Annotated in this window: 19 protein-coding genes and 1 tRNA gene; 8 read left to right on the top strand and 12 right to left on the bottom strand. The window is 69.6% G+C overall.

Translation table 11 applies throughout. The annotated features are described in order from the left end of the window. The first annotated feature begins 137 nt into the window (after window positions 1-137). Both ACFYW8_RS16540 and ACFYW8_RS16535 read left to right on the top strand, forming a co-directional pair. Window positions 138-1,499, top strand: coding sequence for an aminotransferase class V-fold PLP-dependent enzyme (locus tag ACFYW8_RS16540; protein WP_365874251.1), 1,362 nt, complete (start codon window positions 138-140; stop codon window positions 1,497-1,499). Beyond that, window positions 1,496-2,941 carry a lysine N(6)-hydroxylase/L-ornithine N(5)-oxygenase family protein gene (locus ACFYW8_RS16535; RefSeq protein WP_389074527.1) on the top strand — a complete coding sequence of 482 codons (1,446 nt, stop codon included), beginning with the start codon at window positions 1,496-1,498 and terminating at the stop codon, window positions 2,939-2,941. The genes ACFYW8_RS16540 and ACFYW8_RS16535 overlap by 4 nt, the downstream gene beginning before the upstream one ends. Window positions 2,942-3,110: 169 nt before the next feature. Here ACFYW8_RS16535 and ACFYW8_RS16530 read toward each other — a convergent pair whose 3' ends face one another. Beyond that, window positions 3,111-4,934 (bottom strand): bifunctional metallophosphatase/5'-nucleotidase, encoded by a 1,824-nt coding sequence (locus ACFYW8_RS16530; RefSeq protein WP_389074523.1) that lies wholly within the window; start codon window positions 4,932-4,934, stop codon window positions 3,111-3,113. A gap of 138 nt (window positions 4,935-5,072) precedes the next feature. Between ACFYW8_RS16530 and ACFYW8_RS16525 the strand changes: the two genes are divergently transcribed. Then, on the top strand, window positions 5,073-5,807 hold the full coding sequence (locus tag ACFYW8_RS16525; protein WP_389074519.1) for an SIMPL domain-containing protein: 735 nt from the start codon (window positions 5,073-5,075) through the stop codon (window positions 5,805-5,807). Between the two features lie 237 nt (window positions 5,808-6,044). Continuing rightward, window positions 6,045-7,481 (top strand): pyruvate kinase, encoded by a 1,437-nt coding sequence (gene pyk, locus ACFYW8_RS16520; protein WP_389074515.1) that lies wholly within the window; start codon window positions 6,045-6,047, stop codon window positions 7,479-7,481. A gap of 28 nt (window positions 7,482-7,509) precedes the next feature. On the opposite strand, the gene ACFYW8_RS16515 is transcribed toward pyk, so the two are convergent. Then, window positions 7,510-8,274 carry a transcriptional regulator gene (locus ACFYW8_RS16515; protein ID WP_389074510.1) on the bottom strand — a complete coding sequence of 255 codons (765 nt, stop codon included), beginning with the start codon at window positions 8,272-8,274 and terminating at the stop codon, window positions 7,510-7,512. 105 nt (window positions 8,275-8,379) lie between these two features. After that, a tRNA-Leu gene (locus ACFYW8_RS16510) sits at window positions 8,380-8,454 on the bottom strand. A gap of 96 nt (window positions 8,455-8,550) precedes the next feature. Here ACFYW8_RS16510 and ACFYW8_RS16505 point away from each other — a divergent pair. After that, entirely contained in the window at window positions 8,551-9,207 is a 657-nt protein-coding gene (locus tag ACFYW8_RS16505; protein WP_261708099.1) for an ANTAR domain-containing response regulator, read from the top strand. Window positions 9,208-9,356: 149 nt separating this feature from the next. Here the strand turns inward: ACFYW8_RS16505 and ACFYW8_RS16500 are convergent, their stop codons facing one another. The 8 genes from ACFYW8_RS16500 to ACFYW8_RS16465 all read right to left on the bottom strand — a co-directional run bounded on the left by ACFYW8_RS16500 (window position 9,357) and on the right by ACFYW8_RS16465 (window position 19,668). Next, window positions 9,357-10,073 carry an ABC transporter ATP-binding protein gene (locus ACFYW8_RS16500; protein ID WP_365874264.1) on the bottom strand — a complete coding sequence of 239 codons (717 nt, stop codon included), beginning with the start codon at window positions 10,071-10,073 and terminating at the stop codon, window positions 9,357-9,359. Further along, window positions 10,070-11,221: an ABC transporter ATP-binding protein gene (locus tag ACFYW8_RS16495; RefSeq protein WP_389074503.1), complete on the bottom strand. Its 1,152-nt coding sequence runs from the start codon at window positions 11,219-11,221 to the stop codon at window positions 10,070-10,072. The genes ACFYW8_RS16500 and ACFYW8_RS16495 overlap by 4 nt, the downstream gene beginning before the upstream one ends. A gap of 5 nt (window positions 11,222-11,226) precedes the next feature. Next, window positions 11,227-13,002 (bottom strand): branched-chain amino acid ABC transporter permease, encoded by a 1,776-nt coding sequence (locus ACFYW8_RS16490; RefSeq protein ID WP_389075122.1) that lies wholly within the window; start codon window positions 13,000-13,002, stop codon window positions 11,227-11,229. Between the two features lie 5 nt (window positions 13,003-13,007). After that, on the bottom strand, window positions 13,008-13,940 hold the full coding sequence (locus ACFYW8_RS16485) for a branched-chain amino acid ABC transporter permease (protein ID WP_389074498.1): 933 nt from the start codon (window positions 13,938-13,940) through the stop codon (window positions 13,008-13,010). A 196-nt stretch (window positions 13,941-14,136) separates the two neighbouring features. After that, window positions 14,137-15,342 (bottom strand): branched-chain amino acid ABC transporter substrate-binding protein, encoded by a 1,206-nt coding sequence (locus tag ACFYW8_RS16480; protein ID WP_365874463.1) that lies wholly within the window; start codon window positions 15,340-15,342, stop codon window positions 14,137-14,139. Window positions 15,343-15,754: 412 nt separating this feature from the next. Continuing rightward, complete coding sequence (locus tag ACFYW8_RS16475) at window positions 15,755-16,072, bottom strand: hypothetical protein (protein ID WP_389074494.1); 318 nt, start codon at window positions 16,070-16,072, stop codon at window positions 15,755-15,757. A 792-nt stretch (window positions 16,073-16,864) separates the two neighbouring features. Then, window positions 16,865-17,326, bottom strand: coding sequence for a hotdog fold thioesterase (locus ACFYW8_RS16470; RefSeq protein WP_365874272.1), 462 nt, complete (start codon window positions 17,324-17,326; stop codon window positions 16,865-16,867). A 62-nt stretch (window positions 17,327-17,388) separates the two neighbouring features. Continuing rightward, window positions 17,389-19,668 (bottom strand): FdhF/YdeP family oxidoreductase, encoded by a 2,280-nt coding sequence (locus ACFYW8_RS16465; RefSeq protein WP_389074486.1) that lies wholly within the window; start codon window positions 19,666-19,668, stop codon window positions 17,389-17,391. A gap of 169 nt (window positions 19,669-19,837) precedes the next feature. Between ACFYW8_RS16465 and polA the strand changes: the two genes are divergently transcribed. Both polA and ACFYW8_RS16455 read left to right on the top strand, forming a co-directional pair. Beyond that, window positions 19,838-22,564: a DNA polymerase I gene (gene polA, locus ACFYW8_RS16460; protein ID WP_389074481.1), complete on the top strand. Its 2,727-nt coding sequence runs from the start codon at window positions 19,838-19,840 to the stop codon at window positions 22,562-22,564. Window positions 22,565-22,795: 231 nt separating this feature from the next. Then, a complete protein-coding gene (locus ACFYW8_RS16455) occupies window positions 22,796-23,527 on the top strand; it encodes a hypothetical protein (protein ID WP_389074478.1) in 732 nt (243 codons plus the stop codon). Here ACFYW8_RS16455 and ACFYW8_RS16450 read toward each other — a convergent pair. Beyond that, window positions 23,448-24,302 (bottom strand): DUF4184 family protein, encoded by an 855-nt coding sequence (locus tag ACFYW8_RS16450; RefSeq protein WP_365874280.1) that lies wholly within the window; start codon window positions 24,300-24,302, stop codon window positions 23,448-23,450. The two genes, ACFYW8_RS16455 and ACFYW8_RS16450, sit on opposite strands and share 80 nt — an antisense overlap. Before the next feature lie 254 nt (window positions 24,303-24,556). Between ACFYW8_RS16450 and ACFYW8_RS16445 the strand changes: the two genes are divergently transcribed. Beyond that, a complete protein-coding gene (locus ACFYW8_RS16445) occupies window positions 24,557-26,272 on the top strand; it encodes a lytic transglycosylase domain-containing protein (protein WP_389074475.1) in 1,716 nt (571 codons plus the stop codon). Window positions 26,273-26,289 lie beyond the last annotated feature (17 nt).

Below are 26,289 nucleotides of genomic sequence, written 5' to 3'. Positions count from 1 at the left end.
GCCAGATCCCTACCGCACATTTCCTCCGCACGGCAGTACCCCCGCCCGGCTCGAATCGTTGTCCTTGGCGGGCGCACCTGCCCAAAACGCGTACACGCCGGGAAGGACCCCGCCCGCGCGTCCACCGGAGGACACCCATGAGCACGCCGCCCCTCGCCTCAGGTCCCGAAGGCCCCGACGCACTGCGGCCGTTGCTCGACACCGTCCTGCACGCACTCGCCGAAGGCGCCGCCGCCCGCGGAGGACCCCTCCCGGCCGGAGGACCGGAACAGGTCGCCCAACGCCTCCGAGCCGCCCTCGGCGACCCCCTGCCCCAGCACGGCAGCACCGACGCCCTGCACACCCTCGTACGCGCCGTCGCCGAAGGCGCCGCCGACCCCGCCGACCCCCTGTGCGCCGCCCACCTGCACTGCCCACCCCTCGCCGTCGCCACCGCCGCCGACCTCGCCGCCTCCGCCCTCAACCCCTCCCTCGACTCCTGGGACCAGGCCCCCGCCGCCTCCGAACTCGAAGCACTCGTCACCCGGGCCCTCGCCCACGAGATCTACGGCACCCAGGGCGACGCCCTCATCACCACCGGCGGCACCGAGTCCAACCAACTCGCCCTCCTCCTCGCCCGCGAGAAACACCACGGCATCCAACTCGTCTGCGGAGCGAACGCCCACCACTCCCTCCACCGCGCCACCTGGCTCCTCGGCCTCCCCGAACCCGTCGTCCTCCCCGCACCCGCCGGCACCCTCGACCCCGCCGCCCTCGACAGCGCCCTCACCGACCTGCGCGGCCCCCTCCTCGTCGCCGCCACCGCCGGCACCACCGACGCCGGACTCATCGACCCACTCCCCGACGTCGCCGACCTCTGCGCCACCCACGGCGCCCGCCTCCACATCGACGCCGCCTACGGCGGAGGCCTCCTCTTCAGCGACCGGCACCGCACCGAACTCGACGGACTCGCCCGCGCCGACACCGTCACCCTCGACCTGCACAAACTCGGCTGGCAACCCGCCGCCGCCGGACTCCTCGCCGTACGCGAACCCGCCGACCTCACCCCCCTCGGACACCGCGCCGAATACCTCAACGCCGACGACGACACCGAAGCAGGCCTCCCCGACCTCCTCGGCCGCTCCCTGCGCACCACCCGCCGCCCCGACATCCTCAAAATCGCCGTCACCCTCAAAACCCTCGGACGGCACGGCATCGGCGCACTCGTCGACCAGGTCTGCGCCCACGCCCACCACCTCGCCGACCTCATCGCCGCGCACCCCGGCTTCGAGCTCTACGACCACCCCGTCATCAGCACCGTCCTGTTCCGGCCCACCGACGCCACCGACGACACCGTCGCCGCCGTACGCCGCACCCTCCTCGACCAAGGCCACGCCGTCCTCGGCCGCGCCACCCTCGACGGCCGCCGCTGGCTCAAAGCCACCCTCCTCAACCCCCACACCCGGCCGGGCGACCTGGCCACGCTCCTGAAACTGGTGGAAGGACACACCCCCCGATGAGACCGACACCCCACCCCCAGCGCCCCGCCGCCGAAACCCCCCGCGACCTCGTCGGCATCGGCATCGGCCCCTTCAACCTCTCCCTCGCCGCCCTCGCCCACCCCCTCACCGAACTCGACACCGTCTTCTACGAACAACGCCCCGGCTTCGACTGGCACCCGGGCCTGCTCATCGACGGCGCCACCCTCCAAGTCCCCTTCCTCGCCGACCTGGTGACCCTCGCCGACCCCACAAGCCCCTGGTCCTTCCTCAACCACCTCAAGGACCGCGACCGCCTCTTCCCCTTCTACTTCGCCGAGCGCTTCCAGATCCAGCGCGCCGAATACGACGCCTACTGCCGCTGGGTCGCCGACAACCTCCCCGGACTCCGCTTCGCCCACCAGGTCGACGCCGTCCGCTGGAACCCCGAACACGACCTCTTCGAAGTCGACTTCACCCAGCTCGACACCCACGGCCGAGCCCAGGCGCACGGCCGCGCCCACGCCCGCAACATCGTCCTCGGCGTCGGCACCGCCCCCCACATCCCCGAAGCACTCAAACCACTCGTCGAGGCCCCCGAAGCACCCGTCATCCACGCCGCCGACTACCTCAAACACCGCGACCGGTTCCTCACCGCCGACCACATCACCGTCATCGGCGCCGGCCAGTCAGGAGCCGAAGTCTTCCTCGACCTCCTCCGCAACCGCCCCACCGGAAAAGAAAAGATCCACTGGCTCGCCCGCACCGAGGCCTTCGCACCCATGGAGTACTCCAAACTCGGCCTCGAACACTTCACCCCCGACTACACCCGCTACTTCCACGCCCTCACCGAACCCGTCCGCGACCGGCTCGTCGCCGCCCAATGGCAACTCCACAAAGGCATCGACGCCGACACCATCGCGGCCATCCACGACGAGCTCTACCGCCGCACCCTGCACGGCGGCTGGCCCGACGCCGTCCTCACCCCCGCCGTCACCGTCCGCACCGCCGGACGCGTCGCCACCACCAAGATCGAACTCCACCTCGAACACGGCCAGCAAGGCACCCGCTCCCGCCTCACCACCAACGCCGTCGTCCTCGCCACCGGCTACCGAGAACGCCCCATCACCCCACTCCTCGCCGGACTCGACCCCTACCTGCGCCGCGACAACGCCGAACGCCCCGACATCGACAACCAGTTCCGCCTCGTCCTCGACCCCGCCGTCACCGGCCGCGTCTACGTCCAGAACGCCGAACTCCACACCCACGGCGTCGGCGCACCCGACCTCGGCCTCGCCGCCTGGCGCAGCGCCACCATCCTCAACTCCCTCACCGGCAAAGACCCCTACCCCCTCCCCGGCCGAACCGCCTTCACCACCTTCGGCCTGGAACAGACCCCCCGCGTCCCCGCCGCCCGCCAAGGCCACGAAACCCGGACACTCACCCCCCTCGTCCCCCTGATCCCCCTGGTCGAGGGCAGATGAACAACGCCGGGACACAGCGGATCCGACCCCCTGAACACCCGTAGGGAACCGCGGACCCGAACACTCGCAACAAGACCCCGTCCACGGACCCGAACAGCAACGGACCCGAACAGCAACGGCGCCGACGCGAGAAACCGCGCCGACGCCGTGAACCCCAACCCGCCCCGCCCTAGAACACAGGCGAACCGTCCCGCGTCAACCTCCAGTCCACCGAAGCGAACTCCTTCGGGTCCAGCACACCCTTCGCCGTCACCCACTCCGCGATCCGCGTCCGGATCTCCGTCGACTCCGACCACACCTCGGTCGCCGAAGCGACATGCGGAAACGCCCCGCCGCCATTCGCACGGTAGTTGTTCACCGCGAACACGAACTGCTGCGCGTCATCCAGCGCCGCACCCTTGTACGTCAGGTTCTTGATCCGCGAACCCTCCGCCTGCGCGATGTCGATGTCGTACCGAAGCCCCGACACGTAGTCGTAGTTGTAGTCCGGACGGTTGTTCGCGTTCGTCAGCTTCTCCGTGTCGACCACCGCACCCGCGGCCGTCTGCACGAAATAGTTCGCCGAGTACTCCAGGTACGCCCGCACCTGCGCACCGGACAACACCTTCGCCACCAGCGTGTTGTCGTACACATACAGGCCCGACAGATCCCGGATCGTCACATCACCCGCCGGAATCTCCGACGTCCGCGAGAACGGCGACGCCTGCGCGATCACCGGCAGCGACGCGTACTGCGTCCCCACCAGCGCCGCCCGCACCACATCCTCCTGAACCCGGGTGATCAGATCGATGATCGGCGCGTCCTTGTACCGCGCCTCCACCGTCGTCAGCGTGTCCGTCGCCGTACCGACCACCTGGTTCACGTACGCCACCACCACGTCGTGCTCGTCCTTCAGCAGCCGCGTGATCCTCGGGTCGTCCGCCACCGAGTTCGTGTTGCGCACCGACGCCGCCACCGACTCGACCGTCCACCGGCCCTTCTCGAAGACGAGCCCGAAGTCGAACACCGACAACCGCTCCGCGTACGCCAGCGGCTCCGACAGCACGACCGTCTTCCCCGACGCCGTGTTCGTCACCTTCAACTCCGGGATCTCCAGGTGCGCGTGACCCACCAGGATCGCGTCGATCCCCGGCACCTGCTGAGCCACCAGCGCCGCCGAGTTCTCCAGATACGGCAACTGGTCACCGTACGACGACGTACCCGACGTACCCGAATGCGCCGACACGACCACCACGTCCGCACCCATCGAACGCAGCTTCGGCACCCACTTCGCCGCCTGCTCCTCAAGACCCGGGAACGTCAACTTCCCCTGGACATAAGCCTTGTCCCAGATCGCGATACCCGGGTTCGTCAGGCCCAGCACCGCCACCTTCACCGGCGGAGCGCCATGGACGTGGAACTCCTTCATGAAATACGGAGGGAACGCCGGCTTCAGCGTCTTCGCGTCCAGCGCGTTGGCACCGAGAAGCGGGAAGTGACACTGCGACTCGAACTTCCGCAGCGTCTCGATCCCGTAGTTGAACTCGTGGTTCCCCAGCGCCACCGCGTCATAGCCGATCGCGTTCATCGCCTGCGCCATCGGATGCACCGGACCACCCTTGGCGGTGATCGGATCCACCTTCGCGTAGTAGTACGTCAGCGGAGTGCCCTGGATCGTGTCACCGGCGTCGATGAGCAGCGTGTTGCAACGGCCCTTCTCCGCACGGATGTTGCTCACCAGCGTCGAGATCCGCGCCAGACCCTGCGCGTTACCCGCCTTGTCCGAGTACTCCGCGTCCTTGAAGTAGTCCCAGTTGAACACGTGACCGTGCAGGTCGGTCGTCCCCATCACCGTCAGCTCGTACCGCTTCACGGGCCTGCCCCCCTTCCTCGCCTCCGCGGCCTCCGCGGCCTCCGCGGCCTGGGCCGCCGGAGCCGCGCCCGCACCCGCGAGCGCCACCCCCGCACCCGTAACAGCGGACTTCTTCAGGAACTTCCGGCGGTTCAACGACATGTCTCGAACTCCTCGGGAAAAGGTCAACGACGCGCGTAGATTCTGGCCCAACACCCGCCCCGGCAACAGGCCCTGGAGGTTTCCATCTGGTGACCCGACGGCACCACGCACCCCCCTCCCGGTGACAGAGTGGGACGTATGACCCCCAACACCGACCCCAGCGCCCAGCAGAACCCACCCGCCGTCCCCTACGGCACCCCCGAAACACCCCGCATCGCCGTCCGAGGCGAAGCCCACCTCGAAGTCGACCCCGAGATCGCCCGCATCGGCATCTCCGTCACCGCCCGCGGCAAAGACCGCCGCGAAGCCCTCGCCGACCTCACCCGCCGCAACACCCTCGCCCTCGACCTCGTCAAAACCTACGGAGACGCCGTCGAACACCTCGAAACCGGCGCCTTCACCATCAGCCCCGAACTCGGCCGCCACGGCCGCGGAGAACGCGTCCGCACCCACCACGGCCACGTCCACATCACCGCCGAACTCAACGACTTCACCGCACTCGGCGAACTCACCACCGCCCTCGCCGACCTCGACCTCACCCGCGTCGACGGCCCCTGGTGGACCCTGCGCCCCACCTCACCCGCCCACCGCACCGCACGCCAACAAGCCGTCCGCGAAGCCGTCCAACGCGCCCGCGAATACGCCGAAGCCCTCGACACCACCCTCACCGCCCTCGTCGAACTCGCCGACATCGGCGCCGAAGACACCCACCGCAACACCTACACCGCCCAAGCCGCCCGCTCCCTGCGCTCAGCCGCCCCCGGCTCAGGACCCTTCGAGGACGAACCAGCCCCCCTCGACCTCGAACCCCAACGCCAGCACGTCCACGCCCAGGTGAACGCCCGCTTCACCATGGCGCCACCACGGCTCTAGCCACCCAGAAACATCACGGAAAGTCACCCGACGACTCTGCCGCGCACCCACCGCACGGCCGGACGGATACTGGACGGACGCGAGCAGGTGAAAGCACCGGACACACCGGGAACCCCTCTGCTCATCGGAGCGCCCCGGCGCACAATTCAACAGTTGTCAATAACCCTTCACGCAAAGGTTGTTGAGTAGTCATGCGCGACGAATTCTCTACCGACCGGTAAGGCCTAGGCTCGAATCATGCGCCGAGCAAAAATCGTCTGTACATTGGGCCCCGCCACCGACTCGTACGACCAGATCAAAGCCCTGGTCGAAGCCGGAATGGACGTAGCCCGCTTCAACCTCAGCCACGGCACCCACGCCGACCACGAGGAGCGCTACCGACACGTGCGGAAAGCCTCCGACGAGACCGGCCGCAGCGTCGGAATCCTCGGCGACCTTCAAGGCCCGAAGATCCGCCTCGGCCGCTTCACCGAAGGCCCCGTACTCCTTGAACGCGGAGACACCTTCACCATCACCGTCGAAGAAGGCGCCGAAGGAGACCGCGAACACTGCGGAACCACCTACGACGGACTGGCAGCCGACGTCACTCCCGGTGAACGCATCCTCGTCGACGACGGAAAGGTCTGCCTCGAAGTCACCTCCGTCGACGGCCCCCGCGTCCACACCGCCGTCATCGAAGGCGGCATGGTCTCCGACCACAAAGGCCTCAACCTCCCCGGCGTCGCCGTCTCCGTCCCCGCCCTCTCCGACAAGGACCAGGACGACCTCCGCTGGGCCCTGCGCACCGGCTTCGACGTCATCGCCCTCTCCTTCGTCAGAAGCGGCAAGGACATCGACGACGTCCACCGCATCATGGACGAGGAAGGCCGCCGCCTCCCCGTCATCGCCAAGGTCGAAAAACCCCAGGCCGTCGACAACATCGACGACATCGTCGCCGCCTTCGACGGCATCATGGTCGCCCGCGGCGACCTCGGCGTCGAAATGCCCCTGGAGCAGGTCCCGATCGTCCAGAAGCGCGCCATCAAACTCGCCAAGCGCAACGCCAAGCCGGTCATCGTCGCCACCCAGATGCTCGACTCGATGATCGAGAACTCCCGCCCCACCCGCGCCGAAGCCTCCGACGTCGCCAACGCCGTCATCGACGGCACCGACGCCGTCATGCTCTCCGGCGAGACCAGCGTCGGCAAATACCCCATCGAGACCGTCAGGACGATGTCCCGCATCGTCGAAGCGGCCGAAGAGGACATCCTCGCCAAGGGCCTCCCGCCCCTCACCGAACGCAACAAACCCCGCACCCAGGGCGGCGCCGTCGCCCGCGCCGCAGCCGAAATGGGCGACTTCCTCGGCGCCAAGTTCCTCGTCGCCTTCACCCAGTCCGGCGACACCGTCCGCCGCCTCTCCCGCTACCGCTCCCCGATCCCCCTCCTCGCCTTCACCCCCACCCCCGCCACCCGCTCCCAACTCAACCTCACCTGGGGCGTCGAGACCTTCCTCGGCCCCCACGTCGACTCCACCGACGCCATGGTCGACCAGGTCGACGAACTCCTCCTCAAGTACGGCCGCTGCGCCAAGGGCGACATCGTCGTGATCACCGCGGGCTCCCCGCCCGGAGTCACCGGCTCCACCAACCTGGTCCGCGTCCACCACGTCGGCGAGGACGACAGCCCGAAGTAGCCGACGGGGCCTTCTCCGCCGCCGCCGGTCAGTACTTGGGGCCCACGTGGGTGTCGAGGAGGGCTACGGAGGCTTTGCGGGCGATGGAGATGTTGCGAGAGTTCGGCTGTTTCCAGTCGACGCCTACGGCGTCGAGGGTGTCGGTGAAGAGACGCATGATGTCGGACGACTTGTTGGTGAAGAAGTACCGGGGGTACTCGTAGCGCTTCGTTTCCCCGGCGACGAGGCGCGTCGTCCAGTTGGTGATACGGCAGCCGTCCGAGTGGATGAGCCCCCGGATGAATTCCCAAGGATGGGCGTCGACGATTCGTCGTTGCCAGGGTTCGAGAGCGATCTTGCGGTCGTGCTTCTTGCCGGGTCCGTGCTGGGGGAACAGGCAGGGCCAGTGCTTGCTGCAGCAAGTGACGTACTGGCAGCCCGCGCTTTGGACGCGGAACACCTTGTTGTCGGGGCGCACCAGCTGCATCGCTGCCGCGCAGGCGTCGATCAGACCGGGCCACGCGTCGGCGCACGCGATGCGAAGAAAGTGGACGCCTCTTCTCAGGAGGCTGACGCAGCCGTCGCCGAGATAGAGACCCAGCAAATAGGCGTACGCAGCGGGCTCGTCAGGCTCCCCTGGGATGGCGCGGCACCTTGGGCAGGGCTGTGAGCGGTTGCCGTCGAGGGGCTCAATGCGTATCTGCCATGAGCGGATCGCGGCTCGGGAAATCCCGGTTTCCTTGCTCACCGAGTTCAGGCTGCGCCCCTGGCCCACCAGGGCAAGAGTCCGCTTACGTGTGCCCATGTCGTACATATGGCCACTGTGTGCACGCGGAACTTGCGACACGCAGCAAAAAGCGGATGTTCACTAGAACGGGAACATCCGCCTTGAGTGGCGACCTTGGAATCGCAGGAAAAGTGCCCCAGGTGGGATTCGAACCCACACTGTCCGCTGTTTGAGAGCGGCCTCTCTAACCGATTGGAGTACTGGGGCCTTAGAAAGGAAGGGGTATGGTGCCCCCTCGCGCCACTACTTTACCGCAGCTAGGTAGTCTCTTGTCAGCAGTCCCGCCCTGAACGAGGAGCCCCCGTGACCGCCCCCGAGTCGCCCCAGCCCGTAGACGCGCCCGACGACGACAAGTCGCACGTGCCTCCGCTGACGACCCGTGTCGTCATCGCCGAGGACGAGGCGCTGATTCGTCTCGACCTCAAAGAGATGCTGGAGGAGGAGGGCTACACCGTCGTAGGTGAGGCGGGTGACGGTGAGCAGGCCGTCGAGCTGGCCCGGGAGCACAAGCCGGACCTCGTGATCCTCGACGTGAAGATGCCGAAGCTGGACGGCATCTCCGCGGCGGAGAAGATCGCCGAGGAGTCCATCGCCCCCGTCCTGATGCTCACCGCGTTCTCGCAGCGCGACCTGGTCGAGCGGGCCCGTGACGCGGGCGCGATGGCGTACCTGGTGAAGCCGTTCAGCAAGAGTGACGTTGTGCCGGCGATCGAGATGGCCGTGTCCCGGTTCGCGGAGCTCAAGGCGCTGGAGCAGGAGATCGCGGATCTCACGCTGCGTCTGGAGACGCGGAAGCTGGTGGACCGTGCCAAGTCCGTTCTGCAGACGGAGTACGGCCTGACGGAGCCGGCGGCGTTCCGGTGGATCCAGAAGACGTCGATGGACCGTCGTATGTCGATGCAGCAGGTCGCCGAGGCGGTCATCGAGGACGCCGAGGAGAAGAAGGCGTCGAAGGGCTAGTTCCGCGCCCTGGTGAAGAGTGTTGAAGGCGAAGTGTGTTGAAGCGTTCTCCTCCGGGTCGTAGCCGCGGAGGAGAACGTACGGAAGAGGCCCGCACCCCTGACGGAGGTGCGGGCCTCTTCGTGCGGCCGGAGGGGTCGCGGAGCGTGTCAGTCCTCGCCGAGGTAGGCCTTGCGGACGGACTCGTCGTGGAGCAGGTCCTGGCCGGTGCCGGAGAGGACGATGTTGCCGACCTCCATGACGTGGGCCTGGTCGGCGAGGGAGAGCGCCGCCTGGGCGTTCTGCTCGACGAGGAGGATCGTCGTGCCGGCCGCCTTGAGTTCGGCGATGGTCGCGAGGATCTTCTGCATCATGATCGGCGAGAGGCCCATGGAGGGTTCGTCGAGCATGAGCAGCTTGGGCTGGGACATCAGGGCGCGTCCCATGGCGAGCATCTGCTGTTCGCCGCCCGAGAGGGTGCCTGCGGCCTGCTTACGGCGTTCTCCCAGGATGGGGAAGAGGTCGTAGGCGCGCTGGATGTCCTTCTCGATTCCCGCCTTGTCGCTGCGGAGGAACGCTCCGAGCTGGAGGTTCTCCGTGATGGTGAGGCGGGGGAAGATGTGGCGTCCCTCGGGGGAGTGGGCGAGTCCGAGGGCGACGATCTTGTGGGCGGGGACGTTGGCGAGGGGCTGGCCGTCGAAGAGGATGCGGCCTCCGCTGGGCTTGAGGAGCCCGGAGAGGGTGCGCAGGGTCGTCGTCTTGCCGGCGCCGTTGGTGCCGATGAGGGTGACGATCTGGCCGGCTTCGACGGTGAAGGAGATGCCCTTGACGGCTTCGATCTTGCCGTAGGCGACCTTGAGGTCTTCGACCTCGAGCAGTGCGGTCACTGGGCGTTTCCTTCCTTGCTGGTGCTGCTCGACGCGTCGGAGTCGTCGGACGCGGCGGGGGCGTCGGGAGCCTCGGAGGCTTCGGGGGCGTCGGCTGCCTCGGGGGCGTCGGACGTTCCTTCGGCCTCGGTGGCTTCCTCGGTCTCCTCGGCTTCGGCGGCGTCCTCGGTTGCCGCGGCCTCGGGGGCTTCCTCGGCCTCCGCGGTCGTTCCGGCTTCCTCGGTCGTGGTGGCTTCCGTCGTGTCCTCGGCGTCGGTGACTGCCGGGGTCGGGACGGCGTCCTCGGGCTCGGCGGTTGCCGCCGCTCCTGCCGCTCCCGCGGCTTCGGCGGCCTCGACCTCGGCGAGTTCCTCCTGGCCGGGGGCGCCCTCGAAGGGGGTGCCGAGGTAGGCGGCGATGACGCGCTCGTCGCCCTGGACGACCTCGGACGTTCCCTCGACGAGCTTTTCGCCCTGGACGAGGCAGGCCACGCGGTCGGACAGGTTGAAGATGAAGCGCATGTCGTGCTCGATGACGAGGACGGCGATGCCGCGGTCGCGGATGGCGAAGACGAGGTCTTCGGTCGCGCGGGTCTCCTGGGGGTTCATGCCGGCGGTGGGCTCGTCCAGGAGGAGCAGGCCGGGCTCGCTGGCCATGGCGCGGGCGATCTCGAGCTTGCGCTGTTCGCCGTAGGGGAGGTTGCGGGAGAGGTGGTCGGCCTTGTGGTCGAGGCCGATGAACTCCAGCAGTTCCATGGCGCGTTCGCGTGAGGTCGCTTCGGCCTTGCGGAAGCCGGGGCCGCGCAGGAGGGCGGACCAGAGGCCTTCCTTGGTGCGGGTGTGGCGTCCGACGAGCACGTTCTCCAGGACGGTCATGTTGGCGAAGAGCCGGATGTTCTGGAAGGTGCGGGCGATGCCGGCGCTGGTGACGAGGTGCGGCTTCGGGGGCAGGACCGTGCCTTTGTAGGCGACCTTGCCCTCGGTGGGGACGTACAGACCGGTGAGGCAGTTGAAGAAGGTGGTCTTGCCCGCGCCGTTGGGGCCGATGAGGCCGACGATCTCGCCGCTGTTGACGGTGAGGTCGACGTTGCGTACGGCGGTGAGGCCGCCGAAGCGCATGGTGACGCCGGTGGCTTCGAGGACGGGGCTGGGGGCTGTGATGGTGGTCATGTTGGTTACGCCCCTGCCTTGGTGACGCCGACGGTGGAGTCGGGCAGGCCTTGTTCGGGGATGTGGACGGTTTCGTCGCTCTCGTGGAATTCGAGCTGGCGGCGACGGTTGGCGATGATGCCTTCGGGGCGGAAGCGCATGAGGACGACGAGCGCGATGCCGAAGGCGAGGAGCTGGTACTCCTTGAGGAAGCCGAGCTTCTCGGGGAGGAGGTAGAGCAGGGTGGCGCCGAGGATGGGTCCGTTGACCGTGCCCATGCCGCCGAGGACGACCGCCGCGAGGAGGAAGGCGGAGTTCGGGGGTACGGAGCCGGCGAACTGGTACGGGGCCGGGTTGACGCTGTAGCCGACGTGGGCGCTGACCGTGCCGGCGAGGCCGGCGAGGGAGGCGCCGAGGGCGAAGGCGATGAGCTTGACGCGGAAGCCGTTGATGCCCATGGCGGTGGCGGCGGTCTCGTCCTCGCGGATGGCGATCCAGGAGCGGCCGATCCGGGAGTCGGCGGCGCGGTTGAACACGACGACGACGAGTCCGGTGATGAGCAGCATCAGCAGGAAGTAGTTCGCGAAGCGGCCGAGGGTGACGAGGCCGAGGATGTTGTGGGAGGCGCCGAGGTTGAACCCGAAGATGTCGAGGTCCGGGATCATGGAGATGCCGTTGGGGCCGTTGGTGAGGTTGGGTCCGGAGACGCCGTCGAGGTTGTTGACGGTGATGCGGAAGATCTCTCCGAAGCCCAGGGTCACGATGGCGAGGTAGTCGCCGCGCAGTCGCAGGGTGGGGGCGCCGATGAGGACGCCGAAGACGAGCGACGCGGCCATGCCGGTGAGCATGGCGGCCCAGAAGGGGAACTGGACGCCGGCGAAGCGGGAGAACTCGGAGCCGGAGACGAGGGCTGCGGCGTAGGCGCCGACGCCGAGGAAGGCGACGTATCCGAGGTCGAGGAGTCCGGTGAGGCCGACGACGATGTTGAGGCCGAGGGCGACGGTTCCGACGACGAGGATGTTCACGCCGAGGTTGGCGTTGTGTTCGTTGTTCGCGACGAAGGGGAAGATCGCCGCGGCGAGGAACGCCATGGTGGTGGCGAATCCCTTGTGGCGGGCGTTCAGCTGGGCGAAGCGGTCGAAGAGTCCGGCGCTGTGCAGGGCCCAGGTGCCGAAGACGACGAGGAGCAGGTAGCCCAGGAACGTTTCGCTCGCGTCGGGGTCGACGCCGATGCCGTAGTTGAAGACGATCAGTGCGACGGCGGTGGCGGCGGTGATGACGAGGCGCTCGGCCCAGCCGGTCAGTTTTGCGGCCGGCGGGATGAGGTCGGGCTTGGTGACGTAGTCCTTGAAGGTGTCACCGGGCTTGGGGAGCGCCAGGGTGCCGAGGAGGGCGGTCAGGGAGCCGACGGCGGTGACGTAGGCGCCGGGGTCGAGCGCGACGAGGCCCTTGAGGTCGACGGCGATGGCGATGGCGCTGAACCAGCTGACGGCGAACGCGGAGGCGGCGGCGAGGACGACGGGCTGGGTGGCGCCCGCCGGGTTGAGCCAGCCGAGGCCGCGGACGTTCCAGAGGGTCAGGGCGAAGAGGAGGGTGAGGACGCCGGCGACGATGTCGAGGACCTGGAGTCCGGCCGGGGAGCCGTAGTAGGTGAGGTCCCCGGGGAAGTCGGACGTGTAGGTCCAGGACATGAAGGTGCTGGCGATGGTGGCGATGGCGCCGATGGCGATGAGGACGCGGGCGGCGCTCTCGGGGAGTGCGATCAGGCCGCGCTCGGGGGTGGTGGTCTCGGTGGTTGCCATGGTGCTCACGCCCTGTCCGCGACGCGTTCGCCGACGAGGCCTTGTGGCCTGAACAGCAGTACGAGGATGAGGAGTACGAAGGCCCAGACGGAGGACCAGCCGCTGCCGCCGAGCTGTTGCATGCCGGGGATGCCGTCGATGTAGCTGGTGGCCATGGTCTCGGCGAGGCCGAGGACGAGGCCGCCGATCATGGCGCCGTAGATGTTGCCGATGCCGCCGAGGACGGCGGCGGTGAAGGCCTTGAGGCCCATCTGGAAGCCCATGTCGTACTTCACCGTGCCGTAGCGCAGGCCGTAGGCGACGGCTGCGACGGCTGCGAAGAAGCCGCCGATGGCGAAGGCGATGACGATGATGCGGTTGGTGTCGATGCCCATGAGCTGCGCGGTGTCGGGGTCCTGCGCGGTGGCCTGCATGGCGCGGCCGGTGCGGGAGAGGCTGACGAACAGCGCGAGGGCGGCCATGCACAGCGGGGCGGCGACGATGACGAAGACGGAGCCGCTCTGGATGCTGACGGAGCCGATGTGCCAGGGGCCGAAGGGGAGTTGCGGGAACCTGATGTCGGTCTTGGCGTTCGGGTACGTGTTGAAGACGACCTGCTGCAGGGCCAGGGACAGACCGATGGCGGTGATGAGGGGGGCGAGGCGTGGTGCTCCGCGCAGGGGTCGGTAGGCGAAGCGTTCGGCCCCGACGGCGATGAGGACGGAGACGATTCCGCCGCCTATCAGCATCGCTGGGAGGGCTATCCACATGGATGTGCCGTTTGGCAGAACGTAGAGATAGACCGAGAGTGCGCCGAAGCCGCCGGTCATGAAGATCTCGCCGTGGGCGAAGTTGATGAGCTGGACGATGCCGTACACCATCGTGTAGCCGATGGCGATCAGCCCGTACATCGAGCCGAGGAACAGCCCGTTGGCCAGCTGCTGCGGCAGGGTGTTCACCGCATGGCCTCCATGTGGTGGGGAGAATTGAGCAGGGCGTATGAATCGGGCCGCGCGGTGACGTGTGGTCGTGGCCGCGCGGCCCTGGGATTGTGCTGAGGGCCTGTCCGGTGGATCGGACCGGGCTCACGGTGCCGTTTCGGGCTCAGTGGCCTGGAGTCGGACCGATCCGCCGGAGTGGCCCGGGTGGTGCGGATCAGCCGTTGAACGTGCCGCTCTTGACGGCCTTCCACTTGCCGTCGACGACCTGGTAGACGGTGAGCTGCTTGTTGGTGGTGTCACCGAACTCGTCGAAGGCGACGGGGCCGGCGATGCCGTCGAACTTGGTCTTCTGGACCTCGGCGACGATCTTGGCGCGGGCGCCGTCCGGGATCTTGCCGTCCTTCACGACAGCGCCGATGGCCTTGATGATGGCCGTGGCGGCGTCGTAGGAGTAGCCACCGTACGTGCCGTAGTCGCCCTTGAGGCCGGAGGCCTTGTACTTCTTGATGAAGTCGGCGGCGGAGGGCAGGGAGTCGACGGGCTGGCCGACCGAGGTGACGAGGTCACCCTCGGAGGTCTTGCCGGCGGTCTCGATGTAGGTGGGGGTGAACATGCCGTCACCGCCGAACAGCGGGATCTTGGCTCCGCCGTCCTTGAGCTGCTTGGTGAGCTTCTCGGACTCGTCGTACTGGCCACCGTAGTAGACCAGGTCGGCCTTGGAGTTCTTGATCTTGGTGACGAGGGCCGAGAAGTCCGTGTCGCCGGTGTTGACGTGGTCCTCGCCCGCGACCTTGCCGCCGGACTTGGTGAAGCCGGCCTTGAAGAGCTTCGCCAGGCCGGCGCCGTAGGTCTGCTTGTCGTCGACCACGAACACCTTGCGCTTCTTCAAGGTGGTGTAGGCGTACTCGGCCGCGAAGCCGCCCTGGAGGGCGTCGGTGGTGGCGGTGCGGAAGTACGTCTTGAACGGGCGGGACTTGGCGGTCTGCCAGTTCTTGCCCTGGGTGAGCTCGGGGGCCGTGTTGGACGGGGAGATCTCGACCAGACCGGCGGTGTCGAAGACCTGCTGCATCTGGGTGGCGACGCCGGAGTTCAGCGGGCCGACCACGCCGAGAACCTTGTCGTTCTGGACGAGCTGGGTGGCGTTCTGCTGACCGGAGGCCGGGATGGCCTTGTCGTCGAGGGCCTGGACCTTGAACGTCACGCCGGGCACGGTGTTGTTCTTGTTGGCGTCGTTGACGGCGATCTGGACGCCGCCCTGGATGCCGAGGCCGGTGGCGGAGTTCTGACCGGTCAGCGGCGCGTCCACGCCGATGATGATCTCGGTCTTCTTGTCGCCCTTGCTGTCGCCGCTGTTGTCGCGCGAGCCGCAGGCGGTCAGCGTGAGTGCTCCTGTAGTGAGCACGGCGGTGAGTATGACCATAGAACGCTGTCGCACGTTGAATCCTCTCCCTGGCGCGGCACCCCAGGGTGGGGGCCGTGTGTCTCGCCGGGCCGTACTTGGTGAAGCAGGGCCGTGCAGTGACGCGCCCGGCGGCGCGGTGACTGGCCGTGACTATAAGCGCAGGTAGGGGGAGTGGGGAGGAGCGTAGGGAAGGCTGTGACGCTCTTGTTATGCGGGGGGGTGTCCCGTGGGCGTGGGGCGGACGATCGGAGCATTTCGGTGTGCTGGTCGGAGGCGGTTGTGTGTTCGCATGGTGAGAACGCGCTGTTCCGGGTTCATGGCGGAGAGCGGAACCTTTACGTGTGGTGTCGGGTCGGGGCGCCGCGGGGGGCGTGGCGCGGCGCGCCTCGCGGTGCGGGGATTGCTTCGTTACGGCAGAGGTAACCGACTGTTACTGCCGTGTGAGGCGGTCGTCGGTGTCCTGGCCGGGTGAAGTGGGTGTGGGGGAGGGCCGGTTGGGGAAGCGGGGGGCGTGCGGACGGGTCCGCGGGTCGTTCGGGTGGGTGCCGCCGAGACGAGAGCTTTGCTGTTGCTGTGCTGTCTCGTTGCTGATGAGCAGGTCGAGGTGGGGCGGGACGATGGCGGCCGGCGGGACGGTGCGGTCGTATACGGAGGCGCGCACGGTGATCGGGCGGGGGTTTCCGGCCTTCACTGTCAGTGGCAGCCGGGGCGTGGCGCGGGCTCTCAACTCGGTTGGTCCGGCGTTCACTTGGTGGCCGGTGACGGGCGCGCCGTGGGCGGTTTCGACCTCGAAGCGGAAGGAGGCGGGCGTGGTTCCGAGGCCTTGTGGTGGAGGGCGCCGACGGGCCGCGGGTGGGGGTTCGGGCGGCCCGGGTGTGTGGTGCGCGGGGCGAAGGAGTGGCGGTTGCGGTCGCGATGACGACCAGGTCTGGGCGATGACGGCCAGGTCTGGACGAGCGGCCGGTCCGAACGCGGGAGCGCGGCCCAACGGGTGCCGGGGTGCGGCGAGTTGGGCTTCGGCGGGGCGGTGGGGCGGTCGCGTCCTGGTGGAGGCCGCCGGTTTCGTCCGGGTGGCATGGTTCTACGGGCCGGACGTCGGCCGGGTCTCATCCCGCTCCGGGGGGGGCGGCTGTGCCAAGGGGCTGTGCGGGGTGGGGAGTCGGACGCCCCGGGCCGGACACGCCGGGCCGGGGTGTCCCCGGGCCGGGTGTTCCGGGAGGGCGTTCCGAGGCCGGGTTTCTCGGAGCACGCGTGCGAGGCGGGGTGTCCCGAGGGGTGGTGCCGCGAGGCAGGGCTTTCCGGGGCCCGGCCTGCCGAGGCGGAGCGCCGCGGGAGGGGCTGGGCGTACCGGGCCGGGTTCCCGGGCGCCGGGCGTCCGGGGGCTGCCCGCCCGGGTGGGCGGACGCTCCCGGGCGGGCAGCCCTGCGTGTTCCTGTCGGCCGGGCGCGGGTTCCTCCGCGGAGGGCCCGGAGGGGCGCCTAGGGGGCTCCCTGCGGGCCCCTGAGTGCCCCGGGGTGGTGCGGGGCCGGGTCCGGGGGTGTCAGCCCTGGGGCGCGTCCTTGAGGATGCAGGTGAGCCGGGCGCTGCAGACGCGCTTGCCGTCCTCGTCCGTGATCGCGATCTCGTACGTCGCCGAGGTGCGGCCGCGGTGGACGGGTGTGGCCACGCCGGTGACGAGGCCCGAGCGGACGCCGCGGTGGTGGGTGCAGTTCAGGTCGACGCCGACGGCGATCTTGGTGATGCCGCCGTGGAGCATGGCGCCGACGGAGCCGATGGTCTCGGCGAGGACGGCGGAGGCTCCTCCGTGCAGCAGGCCGTAGGGCTGGGTGTTGCCCTCCACCGGCATGGTGCCGACGACGCGGTCCGCGGAGGCTTCGATGATCTGGACGCCCATGCGGTTGCCGAGGTGGCCCGCGGAGAAGAGCGCGGGCAGGTCGACGCCGAGTGCGGCGTACTCGTCGATGACCCCTTGCGGGAACTTCGGGATGTGCTGTTCGCCCATCAGGCCCGGCTCCGTCCTTCTTTGGACCACTTTGTCGTGGATGCTCCTTGCTGAGCGAACGCTCAGTCGGCTGTCGATTGTTCCAGACGGACGACCACGGACTTGCTGGCAGGGGTGTTGCTGGTGTCGGCGGTCGCGTCGAGGGGGACCAGGACGTTGGTCTCCGGGTAGTAGGCGGCCGCGCAGCCCCGGGCCGTGGGGTAGTGCACGACGCGGAAGCCGGGGGCGCGCCGTTCCACGCCGTCCTTCCATTCGCCGACCAGGTCGACGTACGAGCCGTCCGCGACGTTCAGGGCACGGGCGTCCTCGGGGTTGACGAGGACGACGCGGCGGCCGTTCTTGATGCCCCGGTACCGGTCGTCGAGTCCGTAGATGGTGGTGTTGTACTGGTCGTGGGAGCGCAGCGTCTGGAGCAGCAGGCGGCCGGCGGGGAGCCTTGGGTACTCGACGGGCGCGGCGGTGAAGTTGGCCTTGCCGGTGGCCGTGGGGAAGCGGCGTTCGTCGCGGGGGGCGTGCGGGAGGGTGAAGCCTGCCGGGTCGGCCACGCGCGCGTTGAAGTCGTGGAAGCCGGGGATCACGCGGGCGATGCGGTCGCGGATGCTCGCGTAGTCCTTCTCGAACTCCTCCCAGGGGGTGGTGCTGGTCTCGCCGAGGACCTTGCGGGCGAGGCGGGCCACGATGGCGGGCTCGGACAGCAGGTGGGTGCTCGCGGGGTCCAGGCGGCCGCGTGAGGCGTGCACCATGCCCATGGAGTCCTCGACGGTCACGAACTGTTCGCCGCCGCCCTGGAGGTCGCGCTCGGTGCGTCCGAGGGTGGGCAGGATGAGGGCTCGCGCGCCGGTGACGGCGTGCGAGCGGTTCAGCTTGGTGGAGACGTGGACGGTCAGCCGGGCGCGCCGCATGGCCGCCTCGGTGACCTCGGTGTCGGGGGACGCGGAGACGAAGTTGCCGCCCATGGCGAAGAAGACCTTGGCGTCGCCGTCGCGCAGTGCGCGGATGGCCCGTACGACGTCGTAGCCGTGGTGGCGGGGCGGCTTGAAGCCGAACTCCTTCTCCAGGGCGTCGAGGAAGGCGGGGGCGGGGCGCTCGAAGATGCCCATGGTGCGGTCGCCCTGGACGTTGGAGTGGCCGCGGACCGGGCAGACGCCCGCGCCGGGGCGCCCGATGTTGCCGCGCAGCAGCAGGAAGTTGACGACTTCGCGGATGGTCGGGACGGAGTGCTTGTGCTGGGTGAGGCCCATCGCCCAGCACACGATGGTGCGCTCGGAGGCGAGGACCATGCTCAGGGCTTCGTCGATCCGGTCGCGGGTGAGGCCGGTCGCGGTGAGGGTCTCGTCCCAGTCGGCGGCGCGGGCGGTCTGGGCGAAGTCCTCGAATCCGTGGGTGTGCTCGGCGATGAAGGCCTCGTCGACGGCGCCCTCGGTGTCGAGGATCAGCTTGTTCAGCAGGCGGAAGAGGGCCTGGTCGCCGCCGAGGCGGATCTGCAGGAAGAGGTCGGTGAGGGCGGCGCCCTGGACCATGCCCCGGGGGGTCTGCGGGTTCTTGAAGCGCTCCATGCCCGCTTCGGGCAGCGGGTTGACCGTGATGATCTTCGCGCCGTTCGCCTTGGCCTTCTCCAGGGCCGAGAGCATGCGGGGGTGGTTCGTGCCGGGGTTCTGCCCGGCGACGATGATCAGGTCCGCCTGGTAGAGGTCGTCGAGCAGGACGCTGCCCTTGCCGATGCCGATGGTCTCGTTGAGCGCGGAGCCCGAGGACTCGTGGCACATGTTCGAGCAGTCCGGCAGGTTGTTCGTGCCGAGCTCGCGGGCGAACAGCTGGTAGAGGAAAGCGGCCTCGTTGCTGGTGCGGCCCGAGGTGTAGAAGAGGGCCTCGTCGGGGGAGCCGAGCGCGGCGAGCTCCTCGGCCACGATGTCGAAGGCGCGCTCCCAGGAGACGGGCTCGTAGTGGTCGGCGCCCTCGGGGAGGTACATGGGGTGGGTGAGGCGGCCCTGCTGGCCGAGCCAGTAGCCGCTGCGGCCGGCGAGGTCGGAGACGGCGTGCGCGGCGAAGAAGCCCGGGGTGACCCGGCGCAGGGTGGCCTCCTCGGCGACCGCCTTCGCGCCGTTCTCGCAGAACTCCGCGGCGTGCCGGTGCTCCGGTTCGGGCCAGGCGCAGCCCGGGCAGTCGAAGCCGTCCTTCTGGTTGACGCGCAGGAGGGTGAGCGCGGTGCGGCGCATGCCCATCTGCCGCTGGGCGATGCGCAGGGTGTGTCCGATGGCGGGGAGCCCGGCCGCCGCGCGCTTGGGTTCGGCTACCTGTGGCGTGTCCTGGACCGGATCGCTTTTGGGCGGCTTGCTGGCCATCGCTGAACCCCTTCACGTGCGCACGTCGGTGTGCGTGTTTTCGTACCGCTTGGATCCTCGCACGCGTGGCCGACAGCGACGGTCGTGGGTCGGGGGAACCCGGGCGGCGAAGGAGCGTGCGGGGCCGGGACGGCTCTCGATGTCAGTGGGCCGTGGCAGGATCGGGGTTGTGGCAGACACAGCATCGAAGAAGACCGAGAACACCGCAGGTACGGGCCGCCCGCGCCTGATGCTCATGGACGGGCACTCGCTGGCCTACCGCGCGTTCTTCGCGCTGCCCGCGGAGAACTTCACCACCGCGACGGGCCAGCCGACGAACGCCATCTATGGTTTCGCGTCGATGCTGGCGAACACGCTGCGCGACGAGTCGCCCACGCACTTCGCGGTGGCGTTCGACGTGTCGCGCAAGACGTGGCGTTCCGAGGAGTTCACCGAGTACAAGGCGAACAGGTCGAAGACCCCGGACGAGTTCAAGGGGCAGGTCGAGCTGATCGGCGAGGTGCTGGACGCGATGCACGCGCAGCGGTTCGCGGTGGACGGGTTCGAGGCCGACGACATCATCGCGACGCTCGCCACGCAGGCCGAGGCCGAGGGCTTCGATGTGCTGATCGTCACGGGTGACCGTGACTCCTTCCAGCTGGTGTCCGAGCACACGACGGTGCTGTATCCGACGAAGGGTGTGTCCGAGCTGACCCGGTTCACCCCGGAGAAGGTCTTCGAGAAGTACGGGCTGACGCCGGCGCAGTACCCCGACTTCGCGGCGCTGCGCGGCGACCCGTCGGACAACCTGCCGGGCATCCCGGGTGTCGGCGAGAAGACGGCCGCGAAGTGGATCAATCAGTTCGGTTCGTTCGCGGAGCTGGTCGAGCGGGTCGACGAGGTCAAGGGCAAGGCCGGGCAGAACCTGCGCGACCACCTGGAGGCGGTGAAGCTCAACCGCCGTCTCACGGAGATGGTCAAGGACGTCGAGCTGCCCCGGACGGTGGCGGACCTGGAGCGGGCCGCGTACGACCGCACGGGGCTCGCGATGGTCCTGGACACCCTGGAGATCCGTAACCCCTCGCTGCGGGAGCGGCTGCTCGCCGTGGACCCGGGGGCCGCGGAGGCCGAGGAGGCGCGGCCGGTCGCCGAGGGCGTCGAGATCGACGGCACGGTGCTGGGCGCGGGCGAGCTGAAGCCGTGGCTCGCCGAGCACGGCACGGCGGTTCTGGGCCTGTCCACGGTCGACTCGTGGGCGCTGGGCACGGGGTCCGTCGCCGAGGTGGCGCTCGCGGCCGGTGGGGGCGCGGCCGCCTGGTTCGACCCGTCGCAGCTGGACGAGGCCGACGAGAACGCGTTCGCCGCGTGGCTCGCGGACTCCGGGAAGCACAAGGTCATGCACAACGCCAAGGGTGCGATGCGGGTCTTCGCCGAGCACGGCTGGAGCATCGAGGGCGTGAGCATGGACACCGCGCTCGCCGCCTACCTGGTCAAGCCCGGCCGCCGTTCCTTCGCGCTGGACGCGCTCTCGCTGGAGTACCTGGGCCGGGAGCTCGGGCCCGCCGCCGCGGCCGACGGACAGCTCGCCTTCGGTACGGACGAGCAGGCCGAGGCCGACGCGCTGATGGCGCAGGCCCGCACGATCCTCGACCTGGGCGAGACGTTCGGGGAGAAGCTCCAGGAGGTCGGCGCGGCGGATCTGCTGCGCGACATGGAGCTGCCCACGTCCAGCCTGCTGGCCCGCCTGGAGCGGCACGGCATCGCCGCGGACCGGGCGCATCTGGAGGCCATGGAGCAGATGTTCGCCGGGGCGGTGCAGCAGGCCGTGAAGGAGGCGCACGCGGCCGCGGGGCACGAGTTCAACCTCGGCTCGCCCAAGCAGCTCCAGGAAGTCCTCTTCGGTGAGCTGGCCCTGCCGAAGACGAAGAAGACCAAGACGGGTTACACGACGGACGCGGACGCGTTGGCCTGGCTGGCGACGCAGACCGAGAACGAACTGCCCGTGATCATGCTCCGTCACCGTGAGCAGGCCAAGCTGCGCGTCACCGTCGAGGGTCTGATCAAGTCGATCGCCGCGGACGGCCGCATCCACACCACGTACAACCAGACGGTCGCGGCGACGGGCCGGCTGTCGTCGACCGATCCGAACCTGCAGAACATCCCGGTCCGAACGGACGAGGGCCGCGCGATCCGCCGCGGGTTCGTGGTCGGTGAGGGCTTCGAGTCCCTCATGACCGCGGACTACAGCCAGATCGAGCTGCGGGTGATGGCCCATCTGTCCGAGGACGAGGGCCTGCTGGAGGCGTTCTCCTCCGGTGAGGACCTGCACACCACCGTCGCGTCCCAGGTTTTCTCCGTGGAGCGGTCCGCGGTCGACGCCGAGATGCGCCGCAAGATCAAGGCGATGTCGTACGGCCTCGCCTACGGGCTGTCGGCTTTCGGTCTCTCCCAGCAGCTGAACATCGAGGCGGGCGAGGCCCGCGCGCTGATGGACACGTACTTCGAGCGCTTCGGCGGTGTGCGGGACTATCTGCGCCGGGCGGTCGACGAGGCCCGGGCCACGGGCTACACCGCGACGCTCTTCGGGCGCCGCCGGTATCTGCCGGATCTCAACAGCGACAACCGGCAGCGCCGTGAGGCGGCCGAGCGCATGGCCCTCAACGCGCCCATCCAGGGCACGGCCGCCGACATCGTCAAGATCGCGATGCTGAACGTGGACCGGGCGCTGCGCGAGGCGAACCTCACCTCCCGGATGCTGCTCCAGGTCCATGACGAAATCGTGCTGGAGATCGCCCCGGGCGAGCGCGCCAGGACCGAGGAGCTGCTGCGCCACGAGATGGCGTCCGCCGTCGAGCTCACCGTCCCGCTGGACGTCTCCGTCGGCTCGGGCCCGGACTGGGAGTCGGCGGCGCACTAGCGTCGGGGCGGCCTTCGGCCAAGGGCGCGGACCCGGCGCCACGCGGGGCACGCGCGGGTGGACGGCTCCGGCCGCGTGGCTGACGTGGCCGGGCGCACCGGATCCCGCCCCGTGCTTCCTGCGGGCCTCGCGGTCCCGGTGGATCGCGGGGCCTGCCGTGCCCGGGGGGTGCGTCACTCGCGTGGCTCTCACAGAGCGCCCCGGGCCGGAAGGTGCCGTAAGGATGCGGGCATGCGTATACGCACGCTCCACTGCCGTACGGCCATGGCCACGACCGCCGTGGTCGCGACCGTGACGGTGACCGCCGCCGTCGTCCCGGCGCTGCTCGCGCCGGTACCCGCGGTCGCCGCCGAAGCGGGTACCGCCCAGCTGTCCGAGGCCTGCCGTTCCCCCCGTGCCCCGGACCTCGCCGCCCGGCTGTCCCGCGACCTCCGGGCGGCACTGTCGGCACGCCGGGGCACTGGCCCGGTGGCGGTGCGGGACGACAGGACAGGCGGCCCGACCCGCACCACGGCCGGCGGCCGGCTGCGGCTGCGGGCGGTGCTCACCGGCGCCCACGCGTTCCTGAGGACCCGCGCGTACGGCCTCCGGCTGCTCACCCGGGTCCGCGGCGGAGGGCAGCGGGCCGTGCCCTCCGCCCGGCCGCGCGGCCTGAAGACGCACATCTCGACCGGCCGGCTGCCGCGGGCCGCGAACGGCGGACGCGTCCACGGCATCGGCGCCTTCACCGGCCCCTCCCGCACCTACCGCGTGATCGTCCTGTCGTACGACCATCCGACGATGCCGTACGGGGCCCGCCTCGTCGAACGTGTCGCCCGGGCAGTGCACCGGGGTCTCGGTCACGGACGGGGCCTGCTCCGGAGCCTCGCCGCCGGTACCGCGGTCAGCGAGGAGCCGGACGGCTCGGCTCGGTACGGGCCGCCGCCGGGCCGGGGCGAGCCGGAGCGCGACGCCACATCCTGACCGCCGAGACGTACAGGGCGAGGCCGAGGGCCAGGCCCGCGCCCCCGCCGAAGCACAGCGGCGGAATCAGTTCCCACGGCTTCGCGATGGACCCCCAGTAGGCCCACCAGCGCACCGCCCGCTGCACCGCGGCCGCCAGCGCGAGGCCGCCGATCACTCCCACGGCCAGCAACCGGTCCGCGGCGGACAGGACGGGCACCCCGGCGGCCGGGCCGTACGGCGTACGGCGCAGCGCGAGCACCACGAAGGTCACGATCACGACGCCGGCCACCGCCGAACTGCCGTATTGGACGTACCAGTAGATCGGCGAGCCCGCGAGGTCGCGCCCGAGGACGGGGAAGAGCCGAACCCCCCACCGGTCGTGATGGGTGAACGCGTCCCACACGACGTGCGTCAGCGCGCCGAACGCCGCGGAGACGTACCACCACAGGACCATCGGCGCGCGCACCGGCTCGCGCACGGCTCCGCAGCGCAAGAGCCGCGCCGTGCGCCCCTGTCGTGCCGCGGGCATCAGTGCCACCAGCGGTTCGCGCAGCACCAGCCAGGCGCCCACCAGCACCCATGCGATAAGCACATCGACGCTGAACACCCCGGTGAACGAGTGCGTGAACGTGCCGAACTCCATCGCCCCGGGCACTACGCTCGCCGCGTAGTAGGTCATGTCGGGAGCGAAGGAACCCGCGACGAGAACGGCGGGAATCAATCGGCCGCGACCGCTACCGTCCCCGCGTACAGCGGGTAGCACGGCGGCCGCGTGACTGAGAGTGAAGGGCAAAACGTCCCCCTGCGGCTACTGGTGACCGGCTATGTCCGGCCTGTTGATCACTGACGGCCAGTATGCGGGACGACGTGACATGGCCAACTGGTGAATATCGGGCGCGAACAGGTCCCAGGGCAACGGAAGTTGTCGTAGGGTCACCTGGGTCGCCGTGCTGGGGAACACGGTCGGAAACACCGGAAGCAGCGGAAGCGCACAGGGTTCTGAGAGACGGCAGGCTCGGCCGGCCGTCGGTGGGAGGGGTTCACTCAATGGCGGCGCAATTCGGCAGGAGGCTGCGCAAGAGCGCGGCAACCACCGCTGTGGCCGCGGCCGCGGTCGCGGCTCTGTCCGCATCCCAGGCCCCGGGAGTGATCGCCGACGACCACGGCAGACAGTCGGCGGGCGCCGACGTGGGCCAGGACGTGACCGATGCGGGCGGCTCGGGCGGCGACGGCACCGCGACCGGCAACTCGCGCTACTACACGGACCTTCCGCCGCTGCAGAGCCCGAACCCCGCGCCGAGCGCGAGCGCGGGAGACGGCACGGCCGCCGCCACGGGTGCCGCCGAGGCGGGCATCCCGGCGACCGTCCTCGACGCCTACAGGCAGGCCGAGGCGTCGCTGCACGAGTCCAAGCCCACCTGCAACCTGCCCTGGCAGCTCCTCGCCGCCATCGGCAAGGTCGAGTCGGGCCAGGCCCGCGGCGGCCGCGTCGACGCGACGGGCACCACCCTGTCGCCGATCCTCGGGCCGGTCCTGAACGGCAACGGCTTCGCCAGCATCACGGACACCGACAACGGCGCGTTCGACGGCGACAGCACGTACGACCGCGCGGTGGGGCCCATGCAGTTCATCCCCTCCACCTGGGCGTGGGCGGGCCGCGACGGCAACGGCGACGGCAAGAAGGACCCCAACAACATCTACGACGCGGCACTCGCCGCGGGGCACTACCTGTGCCGCTTCGACCACGACATGTCGGTCCAGGCGCAGATGAACCAGGCGATCCTCAGCTACAACAACTCGACGGCGTACCTGAACACCGTCCTGTCGTGGCTGGAGTACTACCGCAAGGGCACGCACGAGGTGCCCAACGGCACGGGCACGCTGCCCTCGCACCACAGCGACGACCCGGCCACGGCGAGCCCCGGTCCCACCCCGCCGCAGCCGTCCCCGCCGGGCAGCCCCAGGCCGGGCGGTCCGAAGAGCCCCGCCCCCGAGCCGACCCCGCCCGCCACCCCGACCCCGCCCGCCACGCCGCCGCCGACGAGCCCGCCCACCACCACGCCGACGCCCACCCAGACGGTGGACCACCTGACGAACACCGGCGACGGGAAGCTCACGGCGACGGCCGGCGGCACGTTCGCGCAGAAGATCGCCGTACGGACCGACGACAAGGCCGGCAAGGCCGTGGCGAAGGTCCGCGTGCGGTTCACCGTTCTCGGCGACACCGACGCCACCTTCACCGGTGGCGAGAGCGTCGCCACGCTGCTCACCGACGGGCTCGGCACGGCCACCGCCCCCGCGCTCACGGCGGGTGAGAAGACAGGCGACTTCACGGTCCGCGTCACCGTCGTGGGCCGGGTCATGGCCGGCCTCGACTACACGGCGACCGTCACCGCCCGCCAGGCCGACACCCTGGCCCGCACCACCGACACCGCGCTCACCTGCGTCCCGGGCGGCGAGTTCGCCGACCAGGTCGAGGTCAAGGCCACCTATCAGGGCGCCGCGGCGGGCAAGGTCGCCGCGACCGCGACCCTCGTCAAATCCGCCGCCGACACAGGCGAGAACGACAAGGGCCCCTACTTCAAGGACGCGGACGGCAAGACCGTGCGCACCCTGACCGCCCTCACCACGGACGCCGACGGCCGGCTCGTGCTGCCGAAGCTGTACGCCGACGACACCACCGGCACCTTCCTCCTCCGCGTCACCACCACCGGCGGAGCGACCCTCGCCGTCGAACTGACGGTGGCCGCCCCCGCCACGTAGAACGGCGCCGCCATCGC

Source organism: Streptomyces sp. NPDC002742, from assembly GCF_042888885.1.
Classification (GTDB): domain Bacteria; phylum Actinomycetota; class Actinomycetes; order Streptomycetales; family Streptomycetaceae; genus Streptomyces.
Note: the sequence above shows the minus strand (reverse complement) of the source record. Positions and strands in the feature narration are given on the sequence as shown.